Source organism: Stenotrophomonas sp. 8(2023) (assembly GCF_030345295.1).
Taxonomy (GTDB): domain Bacteria; phylum Pseudomonadota; class Gammaproteobacteria; order Xanthomonadales; family Xanthomonadaceae; genus Stenotrophomonas; species Stenotrophomonas muris.
This window is the reverse complement of the sequence record NZ_CP128404.1, coordinates 2,451,616-2,472,805: the sequence shown is the minus strand read 5'-3', so window position 1 is coordinate 2,472,805 and position 21,190 is coordinate 2,451,616. Positions and strand designations below refer to the sequence as shown.

Sequence of the window (21,190 nt, the reverse complement as noted above, 5' to 3'; positions counted from 1 at the left end):
AGTTCCCTCAACCCAAGGAGTAGTTCCATGAAGATGATCTCCCGTTCCGTACTGGCCATGGCCGCCACCTTCGCCCTGGCCGGTGCCGCCCAGGCCGCCGACATCGTCGGTGCGGCCAGCCCGGCCACCGATTCGCAGCTGTACGTCAAGGTCGGTGCCTCCGAAGTCAACGGCGGCCCGCACAGCGCAGGCAAGGCCGGCATCGGCGTCGGCACCGTCTCCAACGGCAAGCCGGTCGACTTCCAGGGGCTGGCGGCCTACTCGGCCCCGACCACCGTCAACGGCGTTACCGTGCGTACCCTGGCCATGCCGATCACCGGTACGCCGGGCAGCCATTCCGGCATGGGCCACTTCAACTTCGTCAAGGTGGGCAGTGGCGATGTGTGGTTCGGCGAATGGTCCAAGGACGGCGCTGCGGGTGGCTTCAACAACCGCCAGGTGTACTTCGCTGGCGACCGCGCCGGCACCACCCTGCCCAGCGGTACCGCCACCTACGCGGTGGCCGGCCTGAACCGGTTCAATGGCAGCAACCTGCTCAGCGGTACCTTCGCGGCGAACTTCGGCACTGGCAAGCTGACCGGCGGCCTGACCGGTGGTGGCCAGACCCTGGCGATCAGCGCCAACATCAACAGCGCCGATGCATCCTTCGCCGGCACCGCCGTGGCCAACGGCTCGGTCACCGGCAACAGCCAGGGCCAGTTCTTCGGCGCCAACGCGGCCACGCTTGCCGGTATCGCTACGTTCGCCGGCAACAGCCAGTACGACACCGCCTTCGGCGGCAGCAAGAACTGATCGCCACGCCCCTGACGGGGCAGGGCAGGGACAAGCCGCGATCCGCCAGTCCCTGCTTCGGCCGCTGCATGCACCACCACGGATCGACCATGCGCCATTCCACCTTCCTTGTCGTACTGCTGTTGGCTGCCGCTGATGTGCGCGCCCAGCAGGACGATCTGCGCCGCGTGCTTGAACAGGGCAGCGAACTGCGCCACCAGCAGCAGGACCGGCAGCGCCTGCAACAGGCCGAGTCGGAGCGGCCGACCATCACCATCGACGGCAGGACGCTGCGCGTGGAGCGCAGCGTCGACGATCTCGGCCAGGCCCTCTACCTGTCACTGCAGCATCAGCAATGGCGGGTCGCCGCGGCGTTCCTCGAGGAGTACATCGAACTGCAGGGGCATGACCCGCTGCTGCGCCATTACGCGCAGGGGGCGTTGGCCCGCGTGGCCGGCGACCATCGTCGCGCGGCGAAGGAGTACGAAGCGCTGCTGGCGGCGCAGCCGGATTTCCTGCCGGCCCGTCTCGAGCTGGCACGTGTCTATGCGGAAGACCAGCGTGATCGCGATGCGGTCGCGCTGTTCACGGCCATCGCTGCAGGCATCAATGCTGATGATCCGGCCACGGCCGGCGTCCGCGCGCGCGTGGACGGGTACCTGGGTGCCCTGCAGGCGCGCCAGCGCTGGAAAGGCGCGCTGTCCGCCGGCCCCGCATGGAGTGACAACATCAACCGCAGCTCGGCCAGCCGCACCTGCCTGTTCGGCGTAGGCGACGCCTGCATCATCGAACGGAAACTGCCCGACGCCCAGCGCGCAGGGGGCCTCGACTACGACGCCAGCCTGGAACGGCGCTGGGTCCTCGACGGGCATCATGGGCTGTACGTGCGCGGTCTCGCCTTCGGTCAGGCATGGCGCGGGCACCGTGCCTACAACGAGCTCAATGCCAATGTGCAGGCAGGTTACAGCTGGCGCAGTGCGCGGCAGACCGTGCTGCTTGCCCCCAGCTATGACGTCCAGGGCCTGGGCAACCATGCGCTGCAGGGCGGCAGTGGCGTGCACGGCGAATGGCAGTACGCCCTGGATGCACGCAGCCTGCTCAAGCTGGAGGCCGACTGGAAGCGCCAGCGGTATCGCCAGCAGGGCCTGGCCAGCAATTATGACGGCGAGCTGGTATCGGTGTATGCCACCTGGTTCCGTGCGCTCAATCCGCGCTGGACGGTCTTCGCCGGGCTGGATGTCACCGGCAGCAGCGCTGCCGACCCGGCCAACGGCTACCGCCAGCGCGGCTTGCGGCTGGGCGCGGCGCGGCAGTGGAGCGGCACCACGGCCACGGTGTTCGTGTCGCTGCGCCGCCGCGACTACGACGCCTGGAGTCCATTGCTGGAGGCGCGCAGGCAGGACGACGAACAGAACCTGATCGCCATCGTGCGCAGCGAGCGGCTGGCGGTGGCCGGGCTGGTGCCCAGCCTGGGCCTGCGCTACGCCCGCATCGACAGCAACGTCGGCTGGCTGTACAGCCACGACCGCAGCCTGCTCAGCCTGAAATGGGAGCGGGCGTTCTGAACGCGCCGCTGCAATGCCCGGGTGAACGGGCCGTGGCGGCGATCTTCATCGATCATCACGCGCCCTTGTAGCCCGTTTCGCGCATCCTGCAGGCGTTGCGGCAGAGGTGCGCCGCGTGTATCGAGGAGCGCGGGTCGTGCTGGAAGCGGGCAACAAGCCAGAGGGCCTGAAAGGGCTGCGGGTGCTGGTGGCGGAAGATGAATTCGCCATCGCGATGTTCCTGGTGGACTATCTGGAACTGAAGGGCGCGCAGGTGGTGGGACCGGCCGGTGACCTGCAGGCGCTGGGGCGTCTGGTCGATGAGAACCCCATCGATGTCGCCCTGCTGGACATCAACCTGGGGGGTGAACTGGTCTACCCCTTGGCCGACCGCTTGGCGGACGCCGGCACGCCGTTCATGTTGACCTCCGGCTACGATGACAATCTGCCCAGCCGCTTCGCTGGCGCGCCCCGCTGTACCAAGCCCTATCACATCGAGGCACTGGTGCAGCAGCTGGCACGGCTGGTGGCAGGCCCGCAGGCTGCTGCGGGCATCGCCTGATTGCGCGGCATGTCACACCGCATCCAGGGTCTCCCGGCCATTGAGCGCCCGGCGGGCATGCCGCCGCCGCTGCAGGCGCATGCGCGCCATGACGGCATGGCCGCCCGTATTGCCCGCCACGACTGGTCAGGCACGCCACTGGGTGCGATCGAGCGATGGCCGCCGCACCTGCGCGCCACTGTCGACCTGATGCTGGCCCACGGCTTCCCGATGATCGTGCTGTGGGGCGAGCAGCTGGTGCAGCTCTACAACGATGGCTATGCCGAGATCCTCGCCGACAAGCATCCGGGCGGGCTTGGCCAGCCCACCCGCGAGTGCTGGCCTGAGGTCTGGCACATCAACGGCCCGATCTACCAGCGGGTGTGGCAGGGCGAGACCATCACCTACGAGGACAAGCTCTATCCGCTGGCGCGGCGGGGGCGGCTGGAGGATGTCTGGTTCACCATCACCTACAGCCCCATCCGCGGTGAGGAAGGGCGCATCAACGGTGTGCTTGTCACCATGTTCGAAACGACCGCCGCGCATGTCGCGCAGGCGGCCCGCGAGCGCGAGGAGCAGAAGCGCCGTGAGAGCGACCGGCGCCTGGCGCTGGCATTCAAGGTGCTGCCGGTGGGCGTCTGCATTGTCGATGCCGAAGGCCGACTGCAACTGTCCAACGACCGGATGCGGACCTATCTGCCCACCGGCAAGGTGCCGTCCACTGATCGTCCCAACCACTACCGCTGGCAGGGATGGCACCCCGACGGCTCGCGCATCGAGCCCCATGATTTCGCCATCGCCCGCGCCCTGCGGGGGGAGACGGTGGTCCCTGGCCTGGAGTTCCAGTTCATCCATGACGACGGGCGCGCCCGCTGGACACGCGTCGCCGCTGCGCCGCTGCGCGATGCAGACGGCGAGGTGACCGGGGTGTTCGCCATTGCGGTGGATATCGACGACCTCAAGCGCGCCACCGAGCGCCAGGCGGTGCTGCTGGCCGAACTGCAGCACCGGGTCCGCAACATCATGTCCACCATCCATGCCCTTGCCTGGCGGACGCGCAGTACCGTGGCCAGCGTGGACGAGTACGCCGAGCGGCTGTGCGGGCGGTTGATGTCGCTGGCGCGCACGCAGAGCCTGCTGACCCGCGGCGGCAATGCCGGGGTCTGCCTGCGCGGGATGATCGAAGAGGAAGTGTCGGCGCAGATGCCGGGCACGGGCCTGTGCGAGCTGCACGGTGAGGACGTGCTGCTGCCACCGAAAGCGGCCGAGGTGCTGTCGTTGGCCATCCATGAGCTGGCGAGCAACGCGCTGCGCTATGGCGCGGCCGCGCGCGCGGCGGGGCGGATCGAGGTGTCCTGGCATCTGCAGGTGCAGGACGCCGAACCGTGGCTGGGCCTGCACTGGTGCGAGCGCCATGCCGACGTGGAGGGCTGGGAAATGCCACGCCAGCGCGGCCTGGGCCGGGCGCTGATCGAGCAGCGCGTGCCCTACGAGCTGGCTGGCAGCGGCGAGCTGCACTTTGGCCCACAGGGGCTGGATGCGTGGATCCGCTTCCCGCTGCGCGAACGCGACAGCCTGCTGCAGACCGACGCTCCGGACACCGGGCCCCTGCGGTAAAAGGGGATTTATCCCCAATTTGGCCAAATTGGGTATAGTGTCGCTCATCCACCCCGCCTGGAGCCGTGCCATGACCCTGCCGCTGGATCTGCCTGGCCTCGAGAAGGCCCCGGCCTCGTCGGTGAAGACCCGGGGCTGGCCGAGCCTGATGCGCACCGTGCGCGAAAAGCAGGCGCTGGTCATCACCAACCACAACCACCCGGAAGCGGTGATCGTGGACATCCGCACCTACCAGGAACTGCTGGCCAAGGCCGCCGGCGGTGATGCCGGTGAGCGCAGCGAGGAGCTGCAGCGCCTGCGCAGCGAGTTCGACCAGACCCTGGCCGGGCTGCAGCGCGGGGAAGGGCTGGGCAAGGTGCTGGGCCAGCCGATCCGGCGCGGCCGCAAGGTCACCCTTGGCCGTCCGCTCTGATCGATGGGACGCATCCTGGCGTTGGCCGGTGTCAATGGCGCCGGCAAGAGTTCGCTGCTGGGCACCTGGCTGGACGCCGAAGGGCTGAGCTGGTTCAACCCGGACTCGTTCACCCGCCGCCTGGTCGACGCCGGCTGGCCGCTGCCGGACGCCAATGCCGAGGCCTGGCAGGAAGGCACCCGCCGCCTGCGCCAGGCCATGGCCGATGGCACCGACTTCGCCTTCGAGACCACGCTCGGTGGCAACACCATTCCGCGTCTGCTGCGTGAGGCCTGCGAGCGGCACCAGGTGGCGATCTGGTTCTGTGGGCTGGCCGATGTCGGGCTGCACGTCGCCCGTGTGGCCGCGCGGGTGGCCGCCGGTGGCCACGATATTCCGGTGGAGAAGATCCACGCGCGTTTCGATTCGGCGCGCGCGAACCTGCTGGAGCTGCTGCCGCACCTGGCCGAGCTGCATGTCTACGACAACAGCGCGCCGGCCGATGCCGACGGCTGCGTGGTGCCGCTGCCGGTATTGGCCATGGCTGCAGGCCAGCTGCATTACCCGGTCGCAGTGGCCGACCTGTTGCACACGCCGGGCTGGGCCAAGCCCATCGTGATGCGCGCGATGGAATTGGACACCCCGGGTGATTGATGCCGCACGGGGTGCGGAGTCGAACCCATGCTCGGCTGATCCCCTGGAAGTCAGTCGAGCGCGGGCTCGGCTCTACAACGCCGGCTTCGCCTGCTCGGGCTCGGCAACGTCCGGCAGCGGCGGCAAGGTCGGGTCCACCGTCACAGGCACATTGCTCTTCAACAGCGCAGCCGCTTCCCGTTCGCTGCCAACCGCTGGCGGTGAACCGCGCAGCGGCAGGCCGGCGGTTTCCTTCACGAACAGCATGGTTACCAGGCCGATCACCGCCGCGCCCATCAGGTAATAGGCCGGCACCAGCGGGTCGCCGGTACGCTCCACCAGCCACGCGGTCACCAGCGGCGTGGTGCCACCGAACAGCGACACCGACACATTGAAGGCGATCGACAGCGCGCTGTAGCGCACCGGGGTGTAGAACAGCGCCGGCAGCGTGGACGGCATCGAGCTGGTGAAGCACACCAGCGCCAGCCCCAGCAGCATCAGGCCGAGGAAGATCAGCCCGTCGTTGCCGCTACCGACCAGCAGCAGGCACGGAATGGCCAGCACCAGCAGCGCGATGCAGGCACCGATGATCATCGGGCGCCGGCCCAGCCGGTCACTGAACAACCCGCCGACGATGTTCAGCGGCATCATCACCAGCATCACGATGATGATCAGCAGCAGGCCCTTGCTCTCGGCATAGCCCATCGTGACGCTGAGGTAGCTGGGCATGTAGGTCAGCAGCATGTAATCGGTCACGTTGAACACCAGCACCAGACCCATGCACACCAGCAGCTGGCGGCCATGCACCTGGAACAGCGCGCCCAGCCCCGGCCGCTCGTGCTCACGCTTCTCGGCTTCCTCGGCGAAGGCGCGGAACGCCGGGGTTTCCTCCAGCTTCATGCGCATGTACAGGCCGAGCAGGCCCAGCGGGCCGGCCACCAGGAACGGAATGCGCCAGCCCCAGTCCAGCATCTGCTCGCTGCTCAGCAGCATGTGCAGCGCGGTGACGGTGCCGGCGCCGGCGATGTAGCCGCCCAGCGTGCCGAACTCCAGCCAGCTGCCCATCAGGCCGCGGTTGCGGTCGGTGGAATACTCGGCGATGAAGGTGGCCGCGCCCCCGTATTCGCCGCCGGTGGAGAAGCCCTGCACCACGCGCGCCAGCAGCAACAGCACCGGTGCCCAGATGCCGATGCGCTCGTAGGCGGGAATCAGGCCGATGGCAAACGTGCCCAGCGCCATCAGGATCATGGTGAACGCCAGCACTTTCTGGCGGCCGTAGCGATCACCCAGGGGGCCGAATACCAGGCCGCCCAGTGGCCGCACCAGGAACGCCACGGTGAAGGTGGCGAACGCAGCGATCACCTGCGCGGTGGGGTTGCTGGAGGGGAAGAACACCTGGCCGATGGTGACGGCCAGATAGCCGTAGACACCGAAGTCGAACCACTCCATGGCATTGCCGAGTGCGGCCGCGCCGACGGCGCGCTTGAGCATGGGCTTGTCGACGACGGTGATCTCATCGACCTTCAGGTGGCGGCGGCGTTTGAACCAGCCGAAATGGGCATGTGCATCGGGGGTGTCCTGCATGGGGGCTCCCTTGTAGGCAGAAGAGGGGAAATGAGCGGTGAGGTAGGTCCCGGAAATCGGAAACGGCGATGCAGGCGCAGGTGGCGCAGGGGCATCGGTGAGTGGGGTGGGGGCCGGGGAATGTGTGCAGGCACGGCGCCATGCGCACGGCAAAGCACCGCCGCAACGGCGGAAACGCAGCAACGGGATCACAGCGCTCGCGCAATCAGCGGCCGGCGGTCACAGCAGCGTGGGGAGTGCAGGCCGAGGGCCTGCGGGCGTCATCCGCCAGGATCCAGCGCGAGGCGGTGGAACGGCAGGGCGGGAGCTATCGTGGCAAGCGAAGCGCCGGTCGGCAGTGCTTCCCACGTAACAGGTGCGCCCGTCACGTAGTGGGTCGTGTCGATCATCCGTTCATCATAGCGGCATCGGCGTGAGCATGCAGCGAAGCGGACTGATCTGCACGCTGTGTTCCATCGCGCCTGTTCATCCGCGCGCCATGCAATGACAAGTGTTGAACGAACTCTGGCCGCAGCGCTCACGCGACGCTGTCTACGGTAGCGCTGAACGCAATCGAGAAGGAGCATCGCATGACCCGTCGCATTCCCGAAGGCACGTTGATCATCGTCGCCGATGGCGGTTCGGCCCGCGTGTTCACCAACGTCGGCAGCGAACATCAGCTGGCGTTGAAGCAGGAAGGTGAGCTGCGCCTGCAGGACATCAGCGAGCAGGGCGTCTCCGGTCAGGGCCCGGCTGGCGCGGTGCCGAAGGACATGTCCATTTCGCAGCTCAACGAGGCGACGTTTGCCAAGCAGGTAGCGGAGCAGTTGAACGAAGATGCGCTCAACAACCGCTATGCACACCTGGTGCTGGTGGCAGACCCGACCACGCTGGGCCGTATCCGCCCGCTGCTGCACAAGGAGGTCCAGGCGCGCCTGCTGGGCGATATCGCCAAGGACCTGACCAACGCCCCGCTGGCGGATATCCAGAAAGCGCTGGCGGCGTAACCGGCATGCCGTTCATGCGTGACTACCCGGCGGCGGAGCCTGCGGGCGCGGACGTGGAAGCTCAGGCGGGCTGGCAGCTGCTGGAGTTCGGTGCACCCTGGTGTGGCCATTGCCAGGCTGCGCAGCCCGCACTCCAGGCGTTTGTGGACGCCCACGATCTTGTGCATTGGAAGATCGAGGATGGCAAGGGAAAGCCGCTGGGGCGTGCGTTCAAGGTAAAACTGTGGCCCACCGTGGTGCTGCTGCATGACGGCCAGGAAGTGGCGCGCGTGGTGAGGCCGGTCGACAGCGCCGACCTCGCCACCTTGCAGGGCGCATTGCCACATTGAGGGCAGCGATCGCTGCGTGCGGTGCGCACGGCGTCGAGCAGGCTCGGCTGCATCGCGGTCTAGTGATAGGTCACCTTCTCCGCTTCCGCACGCAGCTTCTGCAACAGGCACCGCCCATGCTGGCTCAGCATGACCATCGCGTTGGCGATCTGCCTGGCGTCGTAGCCCATTGGCGCGGGAGGTTTCGGCTCGGGGCCGTACTGTTCGCCGATGAGGATGGCCATGCCTTCTGCACTGTTGAGGGCATGTTCGATGCGCTGGAAGAGCGACTCCATGGCCGGGCTGAGCGGACGCGTGTGTTTCATGCGGGAATTCCTTGGGTGCGAGGGCCACCGCAAGGGTGGCGGGCGATGCGTGCTTGGAACCCGGAGAGACTGAAGAAGAACTCCGATGGCCAGACGGCCACACGCAGCGCCCGCCATAGTCATGACAGGCAGATCTTCAGTTTCATCCGGGGGTTCCAATCCCGGCAGCGGGATGTCCGCCGCGGCGCAATCCTGGGCAGATCGAGGCGCTGCGCACCAATTGATGGTTTGTCTCGCTTTGTCCCGTTCGGAAGGCGCGGTCTTTCAGAAGTGCATGTCTGGACATCCATTGCCGTATCGGCACCGATCGGGAAGCGGGAGACCGGAAGGCTATGAGGTGATTCGTCGCGCGGCCATGCAATTACGTGCAAAGCATCGTGCCGGTTCCGGCGGCCGCACTGCAGCATGCGACAGGGCAGGGCCGGTGCTAGGATCCGACTACCACCTGAATCGATCCAAATGCCGATGCCCACGCTGGACCGTCGTCTCCTGATCGCTTTCGTCGCGACCGCCATGCTTGCCTCCGGGGCGGTGCTGGCGGCTCCGTCGAAATCCGCCGCCGAACGCGCCTATGGCTCGGTCGACCCGTTCATCGGTACCGGCGGGGAAGGCCATACCTACCCGGGGGCGACGGTGCCGTTCGGCATGGTCCAGCTCAGCCCGGACACGCGCATCCAGCCGCGCGAAAAGGCCTATGGCTGGGCGGCGGGCTACCGTTACGACGACAGCAGCATCGTCGGTTTCTCGCACACGCATTTTTCCGGCACCGGGCATTCGGACCTGGGCGACATCCTGCTGATGCCGTTCACCGGCAACCCCGGGCTGGAGCGCGGCGATCCGGAGAAGCCGCGCAGCGGTTACGCCTCACGGTTCCGCCACGCTGACGAGAAGGCCGAGCCGGGCTACTACGCGGTCACCCTGGACGACTACAAGGTGCGTGCCGAGCTGACCACCAGTGCGCGCGTGGGCGTGCACCGCTATGCCTTCCCCAAAGGTGCCGACGCCAAGGTGCTGCTGGACATGCGTACCAGCATGTACGACTACCCGGGCAAGGTGCTGTGGTCGCGGGTGCGGGTGCGCGCCGATGGCACGGTGACCGGCTTCCGCGAGACGCGCGGCTGGGCGCCGGGCCGCCAGCTGTTCTTCGCGATGCGTTTCTCGCGGCCGCTGGCTGGCCATGAACTGCATAACACCGAGCAGGACATCGTCTACAAGGGCTTCCCGCCGCCGGGCGAGAAGGACCCGGCGCAGCGCGCACAGATCGAGGGTCGCCAGCTGGTCGGCACGTTCGCATTCGGCAAGCTCGACGCACCGCTGGTGGTGAAGGTAGCCATCTCGCCGGTCAGTGAGGCCGGTGCCATCGCCAACCTCGACGCGGAAGTGGCCGACTTCGACTTCGATCGGGTGCGTACGCAGGCGAAGCAGGACTGGACGCAGGCGCTGTCGGTACTCGATATCGATGCCCCCGAGCATGCGCGGCGCAGTGCCTATACCGCGCTGTACCACACGATGCTGGGGCCGACGCTGTTCATGGACGCCGATGGCCAGTACCGCGGTTCGGACAACGCGGTGCACAAGGCCGACGGCTTCACGCACTATTCGACGTTCTCGCTGTGGGACACCTACCGCGCGCTGCACCCGCTGCTGACGCTGGTGCAGCCTGAGAAGCGCAACAGCGACTTCGTCAATTCGATGCTGGCCCACCATGAGCACAGTCCGTACGGCATGCTGCCGGTGTGGTCGTTCCATGGCCTGGAAGACTGGTGCATGATCGGCTACCACGCCGTGCCGGTGATCGCCGATGCCTACGTGAAGGGCATTCGTGGCTTCGACGCCGACAAGGCATTGAAGGCGATGGTCGAGACCGCCAACTACGGCCCGTATGACGGTATCGCGCAGTACCGTGAGCTGGGCTATGTGCCGATCGACGAGGAAGGCGAAGCGGCCAGCAAGACGCTGGAGTACGCCTTTGATGACTGGACCATCGCACGCATGGCGCAGGCGATGGGCAAGGCCGATATCGCGGCCACCTTCGACAAACGCGCGGGTAACTGGCGCAACGCGTTCGACAAGGACACCGGCTTCATGCGCGCGCGCAAGCGCGATGGCAGCTTCCGTACGCCGTTCGACCCCAGCGCCAGCGGTTACGGCACCGACTACACCGAGGGCAACGCCTGGCAGTACTCGTGGTACGTGCCGCAGGACGTTGCCGGCCTGGCGGCAGCGCACGGGGGCAGCGACAAGCTGCTCGCGCGCCTGGACGAGGTGTTCAACGCCAAGGTGGACCCATCGATCTTCGAGCACATGGAAGACATCACCGGCCTGATCGGCTGGTATGCGCACGGCAACGAGCCCAGCCACCACGTGGCCTACCTCTATTCGTACGCGGGCCAGCCATGGCGCACCCAGGCGCGGTTGAAGCAGATCATGGACACCCAGTATGCCGACCGCCCCGATGGCCTGGCCGGCAATGATGACGTTGGCCAGATGTCGGCCTGGTATGTGTTCACCGCGCTGGGCTTCTACCCGGTGGCGCCGGGCTCGGGCGAGTACATCCTGGGCCGTCCGTTCCTGCCGAAGACCGCGATGCGTCTTCCGAACGGCAAGACGTTCACCATCGTGGCCGAGGGCCTGGATGACAAGCACACCTATGTGGGCAGCGTGAGCCTCAACGGCAAGCCGTTGCAGCGCACCTTCCTGCGCCATGACGAGATCCTGGCCGGCGGCGAACTGCGCTTCAGCATGCAGGCCGAGCCGAACAAGGACTGGCCGGGGCAGGACGCGCAGGCGCCGTACTCGATGAGCCGGTGATGCGCACGTGGTAGGTGCCGACCTTGGCCGGCACGCTTCACGGGTGACCTGGAACCTGTAGAGCCGAACCCATGCTCGGCTGCTTTTGGCACGGTGCCTGAGCCGAGCATGGGCTCGGCTCTACAAGGGCAATTCGACAAAGGTCAACGGAAACGCAACCCGACGCGCGCGCCACCGAGCGGCGCCGTTTCGATCATCAATATGGCGCCATGCCGCTGCGCGATCTCGGCCACGATCGCCAGCCCCAGCCCGCAGCCGTCGCCCTCGCTGCTGGCCCGGTAGAACCGTTCCGTGACGCGCGCGCGCTCGGCTTCGGCGATACCTGTACCGTCATCGTCCACCCACACCTGCACGCCCTCGGCATCCCGCTGTAGTCCCAGGGTGATCACACCGGGCACGGCGCCGTAGCGCAGCGCGTTGTCCAGCAGGTTGCCCAGCGCCTCGCGCAGCAACTGCGGATCACCCTGTACCTTCACGCCGTCGTCGGGTCCGTCGTAACCCAGGTCCACGCCCGCCACCAACGCACGGTCGGCGTAGCGCTCGACCACGCCCCGCGCCAGCGCGGCCAGGTCCAGCGACTGCAGCGGCAGTACGCTGCCATGGGGATCTTCCGAACGGCTGAGCATCAGCAGCTGGTTGACCAGGTGCTGCAGCCGCGCCAACCCGGCCAGCGTGCCGGACAGCGCCAGCTGCTGGGCCTGCGGATCCTGTTGGCGGAGTGAGCTCTCCAGCTCCACCTGCATTGCCGCCAGCGGCGTGCGCAGCTGGTGCGCCGCATTGCTGACGAAGCGCCGTTGCGCGGCCTGCATCGCGTCCAGCCGTTGCAGCAGTGCGTTGTAGGCTTCGACCGCCGGCCACAGTTCGCGTGGGGCTTCCTGCGCGGGCTCCAGTGGCGCCAGCGGGTCCGGACGCGGGCTGGCCAGCCGCCGCGCCACCTGGTTGGCATGGCGTGCAGCCGCGCCGGTACCGGACCAGGCCAGCCACGCGGCCAGCGCCAGGATCGCGGCCTGGAACGGGATGCTGGCCAGCAGCAGCTTGCGCTCCAGCCGGTGCCGCTTGCGCAGCGTCTCGGCCACGCGCAGGCGGATATCATGGCCCGGCCCAGCGCTGACCACGACCTCGACCATGCGCACCGGCTGCCCACGCAGGCGCGCGTCGTAGTAGACGGCATCGTCGCTGCCGGCAGCGATCGCGGGGCGGGGCAGCGCTTCGGGCAGGTCCCCATACAGGCGCCCGCCCGCAGCGTCGACCACTTCGCCATGCACTTCGTCAGCGGTATCCCAGGTGAACATGCGCGACACCGCGGGCGTGATCTCGATCGAGGCACGCCCGTCCTGCACCTTCACCAGCTCGGACAACGACATCGCCGAGTCCAGCAACCAGCGGTCATAGACCTGGCCGGCATAGAAGCGGGCCAACGCGAATGAACCGATCGCGCTGCACAGCAGCAGCACCAGCAGGGGCAGCCACAGGCGGCGCAGCAGCAGGCCACGCAGGCTGTGCACACGCTCAGTCACCACCGGCTTCCAGCCGATAGCCCAGGCCACGCAGCATGCGGATGCCGACGCCGGCGCGCGCCTGTTCCAGCTTGCGGCGCAGGCGGCTGACATGCACTTCGATCACTGACAGGTTGGCCTCGTGATCCCAGCTGTACAGCGCGTCGAACAGGCGCTGCTTGGTGACGGTGCGGCCAGGATGCTGCATCAGTGCCTCGACCAGCGACAGCTCGCGCGCGGTCAGTTCGATGCGCTGGCCTTCCACCTGCACTTCATTGCGGATGCTGTCGAAGCACAACCGGCCCAACCGCTTCTGCGCCGGTGCGTCGCTGCGGCGACGCGACAGCGCACGCAGGCGGGCTTCCAGCTCACCGAGTGCAAATGGCTTGGCGAGATAGTCGTCGCCACCGCGGTCAAGGCCGAGGATGCGGTCCTCCACGCCATCGCGCGCCGTGAGGATCAGCACCGGCAGTGTGACGCCGTCGTTGCGCAGGCGCGAGAGCAGGTCGAGGCCATCGACGTCGGGCAATGAAAGATCGAGCACCATCACGTCATACGGCGCGCTGGCCAGTGCAGCCGGCGCGTGCAGCCCGCGCGAAAGGTGGTCGCACAGATGGCCGGCGCCCTGCAGGGCGCGGATCAGTCCATCGGCCAGGGCGGCGTCGTCTTCGATCAGCAGGATTCGCATTGCAAGCTTCGTGCAAGGTTGGGGCAAGTTTGGCGCAAGTGCGTCACCTTACCGTGACGTGCATGAATTTCTCCCGTCGTCTTGCGGCCCTGCTGGCCGCCCTTTCGTGCGCGCCTGCGACTTCGGCGCTGTCCTTGCAGGATGCACAGCGTGCAATGGAAGCGCACAACCCGGACCTGCGCGCGGCGGCATTGGAACTGCGTGGGGTGCAGGGCGATGCGCTGACCGCTGCGTTGCGGCCAGCGGCCGAGCTGTCGATCGGCAGCAGCAAGATCAGCCCGAAGCACGGCATCGGCCCGGGGCGCTGGCAGGACAAGCGGGTGGACAGCACGCTTGGCCTGGGCTGGACCTGGGAGCGCGGCGGCAAGCGCGCATTGCGCATCCGCCAGGCGGACGCGCTGCTGGAAGTGGCCGGGCTGGACATGCTCGATACCCGGCGCCGGCAGCAGGTGGCACTGCATGAAGCCTATTTCGGCCTGAAGGGCGCGCAGGAGCGGGCGCAGATTGCCGAGGCCAACCGCCAGAGTTCGGCCGAACAGATGGCGGCGGCCGACAAGCAGGTGGCCACCGGGGCGATGGCGCCGGTGGATCGCGCGCGGATGGCGGTGGACCATCTGGCGGTGGCCGATGCGGCGCGCGAGGCGGCCCTGGATCTGCGTGACGCGCGGCATGCGCTGGGCCTGCTGCTCGGCAGCGATGACAGCCGCGACCTCAGTGCCGATGACCCCTGGCCGGATGCCAGCAGCTTGGCCAAGGTGCGCGCGTTCGATCCGCAGCAGCGTGCCGATCTGCGCGCGGCACGCTCGCGCCTGGCCGCCGCCGACGCTGGCGTGGCCCTGGCACGTAGCGAGCGCCACCGCGACATCCAGCTGGGTGTGGAGGCCGAGCGCGAGCCCACCGATATCAGCGGTGTCACCTGGGGCGTGTCGTTGACCATTCCGCTGGGCGGCCCGTCGCGCGCACGCGGCGCGATCCAGCGTGCCGAGGCCGACCGGGACAGCGCCGCGCTGGAACTGCAGCTGCTGCAGCGCGAAGCACACGCTGAACTGGACCAGCTGCAGGCCAGCGTGCAGTCCGCCGCGCAGCGCCGCAGCGATTACGAGGGGCTGCAGTCCGACGCTGCGCGCAAGGCGGTGGAGGGCATCGAACTGGCCTATCGCCGTGGCGCCGCCAGCCTGACCGATCTGCTCGACGCGCGCCGCAGCTGGCGCGAGTTCGAGGCCGCGCTGATTGATGCGCGTGCCGACCATGCCATTGCCTTGGCGCGCTGGGAAGCGGCCACATCCGTTGCTGAAGGAGAGTCCCGATGAAGTCCACCGTCGCCCATCGCCCGCGGGCGCGACATGCCATGCTGCCGGCCCTGCTGGCGCTGGCCCTGCTGGGCGGCTGCGGTCGCGAACCGGCGTCGTATACCGAGGATGCGCCGCAGGTCAGTGCCGGCCAGATCCTGTTTCCGGCCGGCAGCCGCCAGCTGGATGTGCTGCGCAGCGAGCTGGTGACCGCCGGTGCCAGCGCCAGCCTGCAGCTGCCGGGCCGGGTGGTCTGGGACGAGACCCGCTCCAGCGCGCTGCGCACCCCGCTGGCGGGGCAGGTGGCGCGCATCGAGGCACAACCGGGGCAGAAGGTGAAGGCCGGCCAGGTGATCGCCTGGATCACCTCGCCCGAGTTCGGCCAGGCGCAGGCGGAGGGCGTGCGTGGCCGTGCCGAGCTGCAGCTGGCACGCCGGGAACTGGACCGCACCCGCGAACTGCACGCGGCAGGGGTGGCGTCGGGCCGTGAACTGGACGAGGCCGAGGCCAGCTTCGCCGGCAGCCAGGCCGATCACGCGCGCGCGACCGCCTTCGCCAGGGCGTATGGCAACGGCCAGCACGTCGACCAACGGCTGCCGCTGCGCGCACCCATTGATGGCGTGCTGGTGGAGCGGCGGATGAGCCCGGGCATGGCAGTCAGCCCCGACAGCGAACAGCCGCTGGCGATGATTGGCGATCCTGACCGCCTGTGGTTGCTGCTGGATGTACCGGAGAGCCTGGCCGGACGCCTGAAGGCGGGCATGCAGGTGAGCGTGCCCGGCGCCGATGGGCAGCCGCAGCAGGCGAGCCTGCAGCACGTGGATGACTTCGTCGACAGCGAACGCCGCGTGGTGCAGGCGCGCGCCGAACTGGACAACCGTGCGCGCGGTTTCAAGGCGGGCCAGTACGTGCGTGCGCAGGTGGCAGTGCCGGCCGGGGGGGGGGTCTCGCTGCCCGATGCTGCGGTACTGCTCATCGACGGCAAGCAGGTGGTGTTCGTGGAGGAGGCCAAGGGCCGCTTCGCGCGCCGCGCCGTGCGTGCCGAGGAACTGGGCGATGGCCGCCTGTGGGTGCGCGAGGGCCTGGCCCAGGGCGCCAGGGTGGTGGTCGAAGGGGGCCTGTTGCTGCAGCAGCTGGTCGACAGTGCGCCCGCAGCCGCCAGCACCGGGACGGGGCATGCCGCGCCATGATCGATCGCCTGATTGCCTATTGCCTGCGCCAGCCGCTGATGGTGATGCTGGCGCTGCTGCTGTTCATCGGCGCAGGCATTGCCGCGTTCCGCGTGCTGCCGGTGGAAGCCTTTCCGGATGTGTCCGACACCCAGGTGACGGTGGTATCGCTGCACCCGGGCCGGGCCGCCGAGGAGGTGGAGCGCGAGGTGACGATGCCGCTGGAAGTGGCACTGTCCGGCATCCCGCATTCGGTGCGGGTGTTCTCGCATACGCAATTCGGCCTGTCGATGATCATCCTGACCTTCGACGACAAGGCCGACGATTACTTCGCGCGCCAGCAGGTGCTGGAACGCCTGCAGGGCGTGGAGCTGCCCGAAGGGGTGACGCCGGAGCTGGAGGCGATGAGCTCGGCGGTGGGCGAAATCTACCGGTACGTGCTGAAAGGCCCGCACCTGACGCCGACCCAGCTGCGCACCGTGCAGGAATGGACGATGGAGCGCAGCCTGCGCACCGTGCCGGGCGTAGCCGATGTGATCAGTTTCGGCGGCTTCGCGCGTACGTTCCAGGTCAAGCCGGACCTGGACAAGCTGCGTGACCGCGGCATCAGCCTGGGTGAGTTCGCCGAGGCGCTGGAGAAGGGCAGCTCGAACGCAGGCGGCGGCTACGTGGAACGTGGCCAGCAGCAGTTCCTGATCCGCGGCGTGGGACTGATGCGTTCGCCGGCCGACATCGGCAACGTGGTCGTGGCGCAGCGCAGTGGCACGCCGATCCTGGTGCGCGACCTGGCTGGCATCGCCGATACCGGCCTGCCCCGGCAGGGCCTGGTCGGCCAGGATGACAACGACGATGCGGTGTTCGGCATGGTGCTGATGCGCAAGGGCGAGAACCCGTCCGACGTGCTCGACGCCCTGCATGCGCGCATCGCCGAGATCGAAGCGAACCAGCTGCCGGCCGGGGTCAGCATCGAGCCGTTCTACGACCGCTCGTGGCTGGTCTCGACCACGCTGAAAACCGTCTTCAGCAACCTGCTGGAAGGCGCGGTGCTGGTGTTCCTGGTGCTGTGGCTGTTCCTGTACAACGCCCGTGCCGCGCTGATCGTGGCGGCGATGATGCCGCTTGCGCTGCTGTCGACCTTCCTTGGCCTGCATCTGTGGGGCGTGCCGGCCAACCTGCTGTCGTTGGGTGCGATGGACTTCGGCATCATCATCGATGGCGCGGTGATCGTGACCGAGCACATCGTCTCGCGATTGTCGAAGCTGCCACCTGCGGCCGACCGTAAGACACGGTTCTCGACCATTCTTTCGGCAGCGTCGGAAGTGGGCCGGCCGACGTTCTTCTCGATGCTGATCATCATCGCCGCGCACATCCCGATCTTCACCCTGCAGCGCCAGGAAGGCCGCATGTTCGCGCCGATGGCGTACTCGGTGACCTCGGCATTGATCGGCGCGCTGATCCTGGCGCTGACCGTGGTGCCGTTGTTCTGCTACTGGTGGCTGCGGCGCGACCGCATGCGCGACGGCAATCCGCTGATGGACCGCCTGACCGGCTGGTACAGGCCGGTCCTGGAGCGCGCACTGGCCCGCCCGCGTGCGGTAGTGCTGACCGCGGTTGCGCTGCTGGTCGGCACGCTGGCATTGGGCACGCGGCTGGGTTCGGAGTTCCTGCCCGAGCTGGACGAAGGATCGATCTGGCTGACGGCCACGCTCGACCCGAGCACCAGCCTGGGCGAAGCGCAGCAGCAGTCGCGGCGCATCCGTGAGCTGGTCGGCACGTTCCCGCAGGTATCGATGGTGGTGGCCAAGCTGGGACGCCCGGAAGACGGCTCCGATGCCAAGGGCGCCAACCAGATCGAGGCGCTGGTGGCGTTGAAGCCGGAGAAGGAATGGCCGAAAGGCGTGGACAAGCGACAGCTGGTGAGCGATCTGCAGCGCACGCTGGAGCAGCGCATTCCGGGCCCCGAGTTCTCGATTTCGCAGCCGGTGCGCGACAACATCCTGGAGAGCATCTCGCAGATCAAGGGCCAGGTGGTGATCAAGGTCAGCGGCTCGGATCTGGACGTGTTGAACCAGCAGGCGCAGGCGATCCTCGGCCAGGTACGCGGCGTGGAGGGCGTGGAGAGCGCCTTCATCGACCGCGACGGGTCATTGCCGCAGCTGCAGATCGAGATCGACCGCGACCGCGCCGCGCGCTATGGCCTGAACGTACGCGACGTCGACGAAGTGATCGAGACCGCACTGGGCGGGCGCCAGGTCGGCGAGCTGTGGGAGGGTGACCGCAGGTTCCCCATCACCCTGCGCCTGGACGATGCCGATCGTGACCTGCAGCGGCTGCGTACGGTGCCGGTTGGCATCGGCGATGGCCACACGGTGACGCTGTCCGACGTGGCCGACTTCCGCATGGCCAGCGGCGCGATCAACATCTCGCGCGAGAACGCACAGCGGGTGAAGGCGGTGAGCATCTTCATCGCCGGCCGCGACATGGGCAGCGTGGTGGCTGACATGCGCAAGCGCGTGGATGCCAGCGTACAGCTGCCGGAAGGCTATCGGCTGGAGTGGTCCGGCGAGTTCGAGAACCAGCAGCGTGCGATGAAGCGGCTGGGCTGGGTGATTCCGCTGTCGGTGCTGATCATCTTCGTGCTGCTGTTCGATGCCTTCAAGGACATCAGCAGCGCCGCGCTGATCCTGGCCAACGTGCCACTGGCGATGATCGGCGGCATCCTGGCCCTGTGGCTGACCGGCATTCCGCTGTCGGTGTCGGCGGCAATCGGCTTCATTGCATTGTTCGGGCAAGCGGTGCTGAACGGCGTGGTGATGCTCAGCCGCTTCGCCCAGTTGCGCGAGCAGGGCATGGACCTGCTGCAGTCGGTGGTGCAGGGTTCGCTGCAGCGCCTGCGCACGGTGCTGATGACCGCACTATTGGCGATGTTCGGCCTGCTGCCGATGGCCACCTCGCACGCGATCGGTGCCGAGACCCAGAAGCCGCTGGCGGTGGTGGTGATCGGTGGTCTGCTGTCGGCGATGCTGCTGACCCTGCTGGTGTTGCCGACGCTGTACTACTGGGTGCATCGCCGCCGCGAGGCGCGCATCGCGTGACCTACCTGTAGAGCCGAGCCCACGCTCGGCTGCTTCTGGCCTTTGCGCGAAGAGCAGCCGAGCATGGGCTCGGCTCTACAAGGGCGTCGCGCCATGCGTGGATGCCACCTGTGCGATCTATACCATCCCGCCGTTGGCGCGCAGCACCTGGCCGTTGATCCATCCGCCATCGGCACCTGCCAGGAACCCCACCGCACCGGCGATGTACTACTGGGTGCATCGCCGCCGCGAGGCGCGCATCGCCTGACCTACCTGTAGAGCCGAGCCCACGCTCGGCTGCTTCTGGCCTTTGCGCGAAGAGCAGCCGAGCATGGGCTCGGCTCTACAAGGGCGTCGCGCCATGCGTGGATGCCACCTGTGCGATCTACACCATTCCGCCGTTGGCGCGCAGCACCTGGCCGTTGATCCATCCGCCATCGGCACCTGCCAGGAACCCCACTGCACCGGTGATGTACTACTGGGTGCATCGCCGCCGCGAGGCGCGCATCGCGTGACCTACCTGTAGAGCCGAGCCCACGCTCGGCTGCTTCTGGCCTTTGCGCGAAGAGCAGCCGAGCATGGGCTCGGCTCTACAAGGGCGTCGCGCCATGCGTGGATGCCACCTGTGCGGTCTACACCATTCCGCCGTTGGCGCGCAGCACCTGGCCGTTGATCCATCCGCCATCGGCACCGCCAGGAACCCCACTGCACCGGTGATGTACTACTGGGTGCATCGCCGCCGCGAGGCGCGCATCGCGTGACCTACCTGTAGAGCCGAGCCCACGCTCGGCTGCTTCTGGCCTTTGCGCGAAGAGCAGCCGAGCATGGGCTCGGCTCTACAAGGGCGTCGCGCCATGTGTGGATGCCACCTGTGCGATCTACACCATTCCGCCGTTGGCGCGCAGCACCTGGCCGTTGATCCATCCGCCATCGGCACCTGCCAGGAACCCCACCGCGCCGGCGATGTACTACTGGGTGCATCGCCGCCGCGAGGCGCGCATCGCCTGACCTACCTGTAGAGCCGAGCCCACGCTCGGCTGCTTCTGGCCTTTGCGCGAAGAGCAGCCGAGCATGGGCTCGGCTCTACAAGGGCGTCGCGCCATGCGTGGATGCCACCTGTGCGATCTACACCATTCCGCCGTTGGCGCGCAGCACCTGGCCGTTGATCCATCCGCCATCGGCACCTGCCAGGAACCCCACCGCGCCGGCGATGTCCTCCGGCATGCCCAGCCGCTCCAGGGGGTTCATCTTCGCCAACCGCTCGATCAGCTCGGGCGATTTTCCATCCAGGAACAGATCGGTGGCGGTCGGTCCGGGCGCCACGGCGTTCACGGTGATGTTGCGCCCGCGCAGCTCCTTGCTGAGGATTGCGCCCATCGTCTCCACCGCCGCCTTGCTGGCCGCATACACGCTGTAGTTCTCCAGCCGGATGCCGACCACGCTGGTGGACAGGGTGATCAGCCGGCCACCGTCGCGCACCCGTCGCGCGCTTTCGCGCAGCACGTTGAAGGCGCCCCTGAGGTTGATGCCGATCACCCGCTCGAACAGGGCGTCGTCGGTATCGGCCAGTGGTGCCAGCTGCAGCACCCCGGCGCTGTTGACCACCACGTCGATGCCGCCGAAACGGGCTTCGATGGCGTCGAAGAGCTGGCGCACCGCCTGCGGATCGGACACATCGGCCTGCAGCGCGATGGCCTGCGCGCCGGCGGCGCTCAGTTCGGCCGCCAAGGCTTCGGCGTCGTCGCGGCGGCCCGCATAGTTGATCGCGACCGCGTGGCCATCGGCGGCGAGCCGACGCGAGATGGCGGCACCGATGCCACGGGATCCGCCGGTGACCAAGGCGACAGAGCGGGCGGGGGAGAGGGTCATGGTGGCTTCCACGGGGACACGCCGAAGTGGCGCAGCGCCATCTTCGCGAAATCGCGCTTTCGGATAATCCTGCATAATCCGCCAACATCATCC

General features: G+C 67.8%; 17 protein-coding genes and 3 pseudogenes. 12 read left to right on the top strand and 8 right to left on the bottom strand.

Going from position 1 to position 21,190, the window contains the following annotated elements:
• Positions 1 to 27: 27 nt before the first annotated feature.
• The 6 genes from QP609_RS11670 to QP609_RS11645 all read left to right on the top strand — a co-directional run bounded on the left by QP609_RS11670 (position 28) and on the right by QP609_RS11645 (position 5,518).
• Entirely contained in the window at positions 28 to 792 is a 765-nt protein-coding gene (locus tag QP609_RS11670; protein WP_014647346.1) for a Slam-dependent surface lipoprotein, read from the top strand.
• Positions 793 to 881: 89 nt separating this feature from the next.
• The gene (locus QP609_RS11665) at positions 882 to 2,336 is read left to right on the top strand and encodes a porin family protein (RefSeq protein WP_197621097.1); all 1,455 of its coding nucleotides are present in this window, start codon (positions 882 to 884) and stop codon (positions 2,334 to 2,336) included.
• Between the two features lie 136 nt (positions 2,337 to 2,472).
• On the top strand, positions 2,473 to 2,877 hold the full coding sequence (locus QP609_RS11660) for a response regulator (protein WP_014647345.1): 405 nt from the start codon (positions 2,473 to 2,475) through the stop codon (positions 2,875 to 2,877).
• A gap of 9 nt (positions 2,878 to 2,886) precedes the next feature.
• Positions 2,887 to 4,473 carry a PAS domain-containing protein gene (locus tag QP609_RS11655; protein WP_197621096.1) on the top strand — a complete coding sequence of 529 codons (1,587 nt, stop codon included), beginning with the start codon at positions 2,887 to 2,889 and terminating at the stop codon, positions 4,471 to 4,473.
• A 70-nt stretch (positions 4,474 to 4,543) separates the two neighbouring features.
• A complete protein-coding gene (locus QP609_RS11650; RefSeq protein WP_014647343.1) occupies positions 4,544 to 4,885 on the top strand; it encodes a type II toxin-antitoxin system prevent-host-death family antitoxin in 342 nt (113 codons plus the stop codon).
• Positions 4,886 to 4,888: 3 nt separating this feature from the next.
• Positions 4,889 to 5,518 carry a hypothetical protein gene (locus tag QP609_RS11645; RefSeq protein ID WP_014647342.1) on the top strand — a complete coding sequence of 210 codons (630 nt, stop codon included), beginning with the start codon at positions 4,889 to 4,891 and terminating at the stop codon, positions 5,516 to 5,518.
• Positions 5,519 to 5,590: 72 nt separating this feature from the next.
• Here the strand turns inward: QP609_RS11645 and proP are convergent, their stop codons facing one another.
• A complete protein-coding gene (gene proP, locus QP609_RS11640) occupies positions 5,591 to 7,081 on the bottom strand; it encodes a glycine betaine/L-proline transporter ProP (RefSeq protein WP_014647341.1) in 1,491 nt (496 codons plus the stop codon).
• Positions 7,082 to 7,650: 569 nt separating this feature from the next.
• Between proP and QP609_RS11635 the strand changes: the two genes are divergently transcribed.
• Together QP609_RS11635 and QP609_RS11630 are read left to right on the top strand one after the other, a co-directional pair.
• Complete coding sequence (locus tag QP609_RS11635) at positions 7,651 to 8,067, top strand: host attachment family protein (protein WP_014037377.1); 417 nt, start codon at positions 7,651 to 7,653, stop codon at positions 8,065 to 8,067.
• A gap of 5 nt (positions 8,068 to 8,072) precedes the next feature.
• Entirely contained in the window at positions 8,073 to 8,396 is a 324-nt protein-coding gene (locus QP609_RS11630; RefSeq protein WP_197621094.1) for a thioredoxin family protein, read from the top strand.
• 59 nt (positions 8,397 to 8,455) lie between these two features.
• Here the strand turns inward: QP609_RS11630 and QP609_RS11625 are convergent, their stop codons facing one another.
• Positions 8,456 to 8,701, bottom strand: a complete 246-nt coding sequence (locus QP609_RS11625; RefSeq protein ID WP_046430922.1) for a hypothetical protein — start codon at positions 8,699 to 8,701, stop codon at positions 8,456 to 8,458.
• Between the two features lie 459 nt (positions 8,702 to 9,160).
• Between QP609_RS11625 and QP609_RS11620 the strand changes: the two genes are divergently transcribed.
• Positions 9,161 to 11,512 (top strand): GH92 family glycosyl hydrolase, encoded by a 2,352-nt coding sequence (locus QP609_RS11620; RefSeq protein WP_180835232.1) that lies wholly within the window; start codon positions 9,161 to 9,163, stop codon positions 11,510 to 11,512.
• Positions 11,513 to 11,655: 143 nt separating this feature from the next.
• Here the strand turns inward: QP609_RS11620 and QP609_RS11615 are convergent, their stop codons facing one another.
• Together QP609_RS11615 and QP609_RS11610 are read right to left on the bottom strand one after the other, a co-directional pair.
• Positions 11,656 to 13,029, bottom strand: a complete 1,374-nt coding sequence (locus QP609_RS11615) for a sensor histidine kinase (protein ID WP_169411121.1) — start codon at positions 13,027 to 13,029, stop codon at positions 11,656 to 11,658.
• Positions 13,022 to 13,696, bottom strand: a complete 675-nt coding sequence (locus QP609_RS11610; protein WP_032962610.1) for a response regulator — start codon at positions 13,694 to 13,696, stop codon at positions 13,022 to 13,024. The genes QP609_RS11615 and QP609_RS11610 overlap by 8 nt, the downstream gene beginning before the upstream one ends.
• Before the next feature lie 62 nt (positions 13,697 to 13,758).
• Between QP609_RS11610 and QP609_RS11605 the strand changes: the two genes are divergently transcribed.
• Genes QP609_RS11605 through QP609_RS11595 form a run of 3 tightly spaced genes read left to right on the top strand, consistent with a single transcriptional unit; the run spans position 13,759 to position 19,249 of the window.
• Positions 13,759 to 15,006 carry a TolC family protein gene (locus tag QP609_RS11605; RefSeq protein ID WP_197621093.1) on the top strand — a complete coding sequence of 416 codons (1,248 nt, stop codon included), beginning with the start codon at positions 13,759 to 13,761 and terminating at the stop codon, positions 15,004 to 15,006.
• Complete coding sequence (locus QP609_RS11600; RefSeq protein WP_289213778.1) at positions 15,003 to 16,175, top strand: efflux RND transporter periplasmic adaptor subunit; 1,173 nt, start codon at positions 15,003 to 15,005, stop codon at positions 16,173 to 16,175. Before QP609_RS11605 ends, QP609_RS11600 begins: the two co-directional genes overlap by 4 nt.
• Positions 16,172 to 19,249, top strand: coding sequence for a CusA/CzcA family heavy metal efflux RND transporter (locus QP609_RS11595; protein ID WP_197621091.1), 3,078 nt, complete (start codon positions 16,172 to 16,174; stop codon positions 19,247 to 19,249). The genes QP609_RS11600 and QP609_RS11595 overlap by 4 nt, the downstream gene beginning before the upstream one ends.
• Before the next feature lie 117 nt (positions 19,250 to 19,366).
• On the opposite strand, the pseudogene QP609_RS11590 reads toward QP609_RS11595, so the two are convergent.
• The 4 genes and pseudogenes from QP609_RS11590 to QP609_RS11575 form a co-directional block, all read right to left on the bottom strand.
• A pseudogene (locus QP609_RS11590) lies at positions 19,367 to 19,453 on the bottom strand (3-ketoacyl-ACP reductase); the annotation flags it as partial.
• Between the two features lie 160 nt (positions 19,454 to 19,613).
• Positions 19,614 to 19,691 (bottom strand): annotated as a pseudogene (locus QP609_RS11585) (3-ketoacyl-ACP reductase); the annotation flags it as partial.
• Positions 19,692 to 20,106: 415 nt separating this feature from the next.
• A pseudogene (locus QP609_RS11580) lies at positions 20,107 to 20,193 on the bottom strand (3-ketoacyl-ACP reductase); the annotation flags it as partial.
• A gap of 160 nt (positions 20,194 to 20,353) precedes the next feature.
• Positions 20,354 to 21,097 carry an SDR family oxidoreductase gene (locus tag QP609_RS11575; RefSeq protein ID WP_053495180.1) on the bottom strand — a complete coding sequence of 248 codons (744 nt, stop codon included), beginning with the start codon at positions 21,095 to 21,097 and terminating at the stop codon, positions 20,354 to 20,356.
• Positions 21,098 to 21,190: the final 93 nt, after the last annotated feature.